The sequence below is a fragment of the Campylobacter sp. IFREMER_LSEM_CL1097 genome (genome assembly GCF_025772225.1).
Taxonomy (GTDB): Bacteria; Campylobacterota; Campylobacteria; order Campylobacterales; family Campylobacteraceae; genus Campylobacter_D; species Campylobacter_D lari_D.
This window is the reverse complement of the sequence record NZ_JAKMRT010000038.1, coordinates 1-2,159: the sequence shown is the minus strand read 5'-3', so window position 1 is coordinate 2,159 and position 2,159 is coordinate 1. Positions and strand designations below refer to the sequence as shown.

At 24.5% G+C, this 2,159-nt stretch carries 2 protein-coding genes; both read right to left on the bottom strand.

The features are described from left to right. Positions 1 to 642 carry a DUF5710 domain-containing protein gene (locus L8W64_RS08765; RefSeq protein WP_214100859.1) on the bottom strand — a complete coding sequence of 214 codons (642 nt, stop codon included), beginning with the start codon at positions 640 to 642 and terminating at the stop codon, positions 1 to 3. Positions 643 to 797: 155 nt separating this feature from the next. Beyond that, positions 798 to 1,433 (bottom strand): recombinase family protein, encoded by a 636-nt coding sequence (locus L8W64_RS08760; RefSeq protein WP_147575416.1) that lies wholly within the window; start codon positions 1,431 to 1,433, stop codon positions 798 to 800. Between the last annotated feature and the right edge of the window lie 726 nt (positions 1,434 to 2,159).

The window sequence follows — 2,159 nt, the reverse complement described above, 5'->3', positions numbered from 1 at the left end:
TTATTTAACGATTTTAATACGCTCAGCATTAAACCAAATTAAAGCATTAATATCTGAACACTCGCTTGTAAGTATCTCGATAATTTCTCCAGTAAAACCCAAATCAAATAATAAAGGAAAATCGTAAATCTTTAGTTGTTGTGCTTCTTTAACAGTGTTAGGACTAAAAATAGAATCTATTTCTTCAAACAAGAAAAACTCTCCTTGTTTTGATTGGCAACATTGGCATTTATTCATCAAATAAGAACTTCCAGCTGTATTTGAAAATGATTTTTCGAGAGATTTTATATTCATATGTTTTAAAATATTAGAAAAATCTTCAGAATATGCAGTTATATTTCTAAATATTTTAAATTTAGGCTGAAATAACCATTCGCCTTTTTCTTTATAAATAAATTTAGAGCTTCCCAAAGCATATACAGGTATAACTTTAGAACATTTCCAGCAATTAATAAATCCCTGAACAATATTTAAAGTTTCAGTTGCATAAAATGTAAAATTTTTATTCTCTAAATAACTTGAAACATAGTTTAAATTTTTATAATCTTGCAAATACCAAGTTTTATGTTCTTGATTCCATTTTATTCCATATTCTTTCAATTTATCTTTTTCCGAATAAGGAATATTAAGTTTTATATTCATAAATTGTCCTTAGATAACAAAACACTTAATAATTAATTACATATATTAAATAATTAATATAAATTTTAGAATATTTTGTTAAAATTTATCGTTCGTTATTTTTTAATTTTTTTATTCTACTAAAAGCACACTATTTTTTCCCTTAAAAGAGAAAGTTAAATCTCAGGTTTATATCTTTTTAGTAAATGTGTGTATCCCATTGTAATTAGAAATTTTCTTAAAGTGTCTCTATGAACACCTATTCTTCTTGCTATTTTTGAATGTGAGTAGCCTTGCTTATCCCATTTTAAAATTTGTTTTAATGCTGGATAGCATGGATTTACTTCGATTCTATTCTTTTTGCCTTTGGGACGCCCTAAAATTGCACCTTCCATTTTTTTTCTAGCTAAAGCCTCTTTAGTTCTTTGTGAAATCAATTGTCTTTCAATTTCAGCTGATAAAGAAAAAGCAAAAGCAATTACTTTTGTGTTGATATTGTCATTAAGAGCAAAATTTTCCTTGATAGAATATATAGTGATATTATTTTTAATGCACCAGTTCAATTTTTCCATAATATCTAAAAGACTTCTTCCTAGTCTTGAAAGTTCTGTAACAACTAATGAATCTCCATTTTTTAATTTTTTAAATAATCTTCCTAAATTCCTATGATCTATTGCTATTTTTCCGCTAACAACTTCTTGCACAAAGTAATTGATTTTAATTTCATTTCTTTTGCTCCACTGAAGTATTTCAAATTTTTGATTTTCAGTGTTTTGTTTGTCAGTGCTAACTCTTATATAAGCATATATCATTGATGTTTCCTTGTAATAAAATAAAGATTGTTTATATCAAAAAAGGTATGAGTTTTCTAGTTTAAAATAATTAACCCCTCAAGCTCAACATTAATCACTTGTAAAAAACAAATTACTCTTATCTTAGTTTTTAATGACTAAGATAAGAGTAATTAGAGTTATCATAAAGATAACAATTTTTTCCATTTTAACCTCCTTTTAATTTAAAATTGCCAAATTATATTTAAAAGGAAAATTTCTTACATAAAAGCTTCTTTAAACTTTTTCATTTTTATATAGTTTAAGATTATTTTTATTTATTTTATGTTTTGTGAGCTTTTAATCTATAAGTGAATAAAATTTTATATGATGTAGTTTTTAGAGCTTTAAGATAAAATAATATTGTTCAAACTTAGCAAATAATATTATATAAAAACAAATATCTTTATAACAAGCCCTCAACCCTGCTAATATGAAGGCTTATGTTTTAAGGATAAACTAAGCAGGGTTTTTTTAAAATAAAATTAGTTTTTTTATGAGAGTTCTTATTTTAGTGTTTTATTACTAAAATAAGAACGATTAAAGCTATAATAAAAACGATAACTTCACTCATCTTAACCTCCTTTCGACTTTAATAAAGCCTCCATTTGGTTAAATCCTTAAAACAATAAAATTATAATTATTTTTGCTTTAGTTTGTAATTAAATTCTAGTGTTATCTTTGAACCCTTTAATAACAGCATAAATG

Coding starts and splice junctions, on each gene's coding strand:
- L8W64_RS08765 (WP_214100859.1), bottom strand. CDS start 642: ATGAATATAAAACTTAATATTCCTTATTCGGAAAAAGATAAATTGAAA.
- L8W64_RS08760 (WP_147575416.1), bottom strand. CDS start 1,433: ATGATATATGCTTATATAAGAGTTAGCACTGACAAACAAAACACTGAA.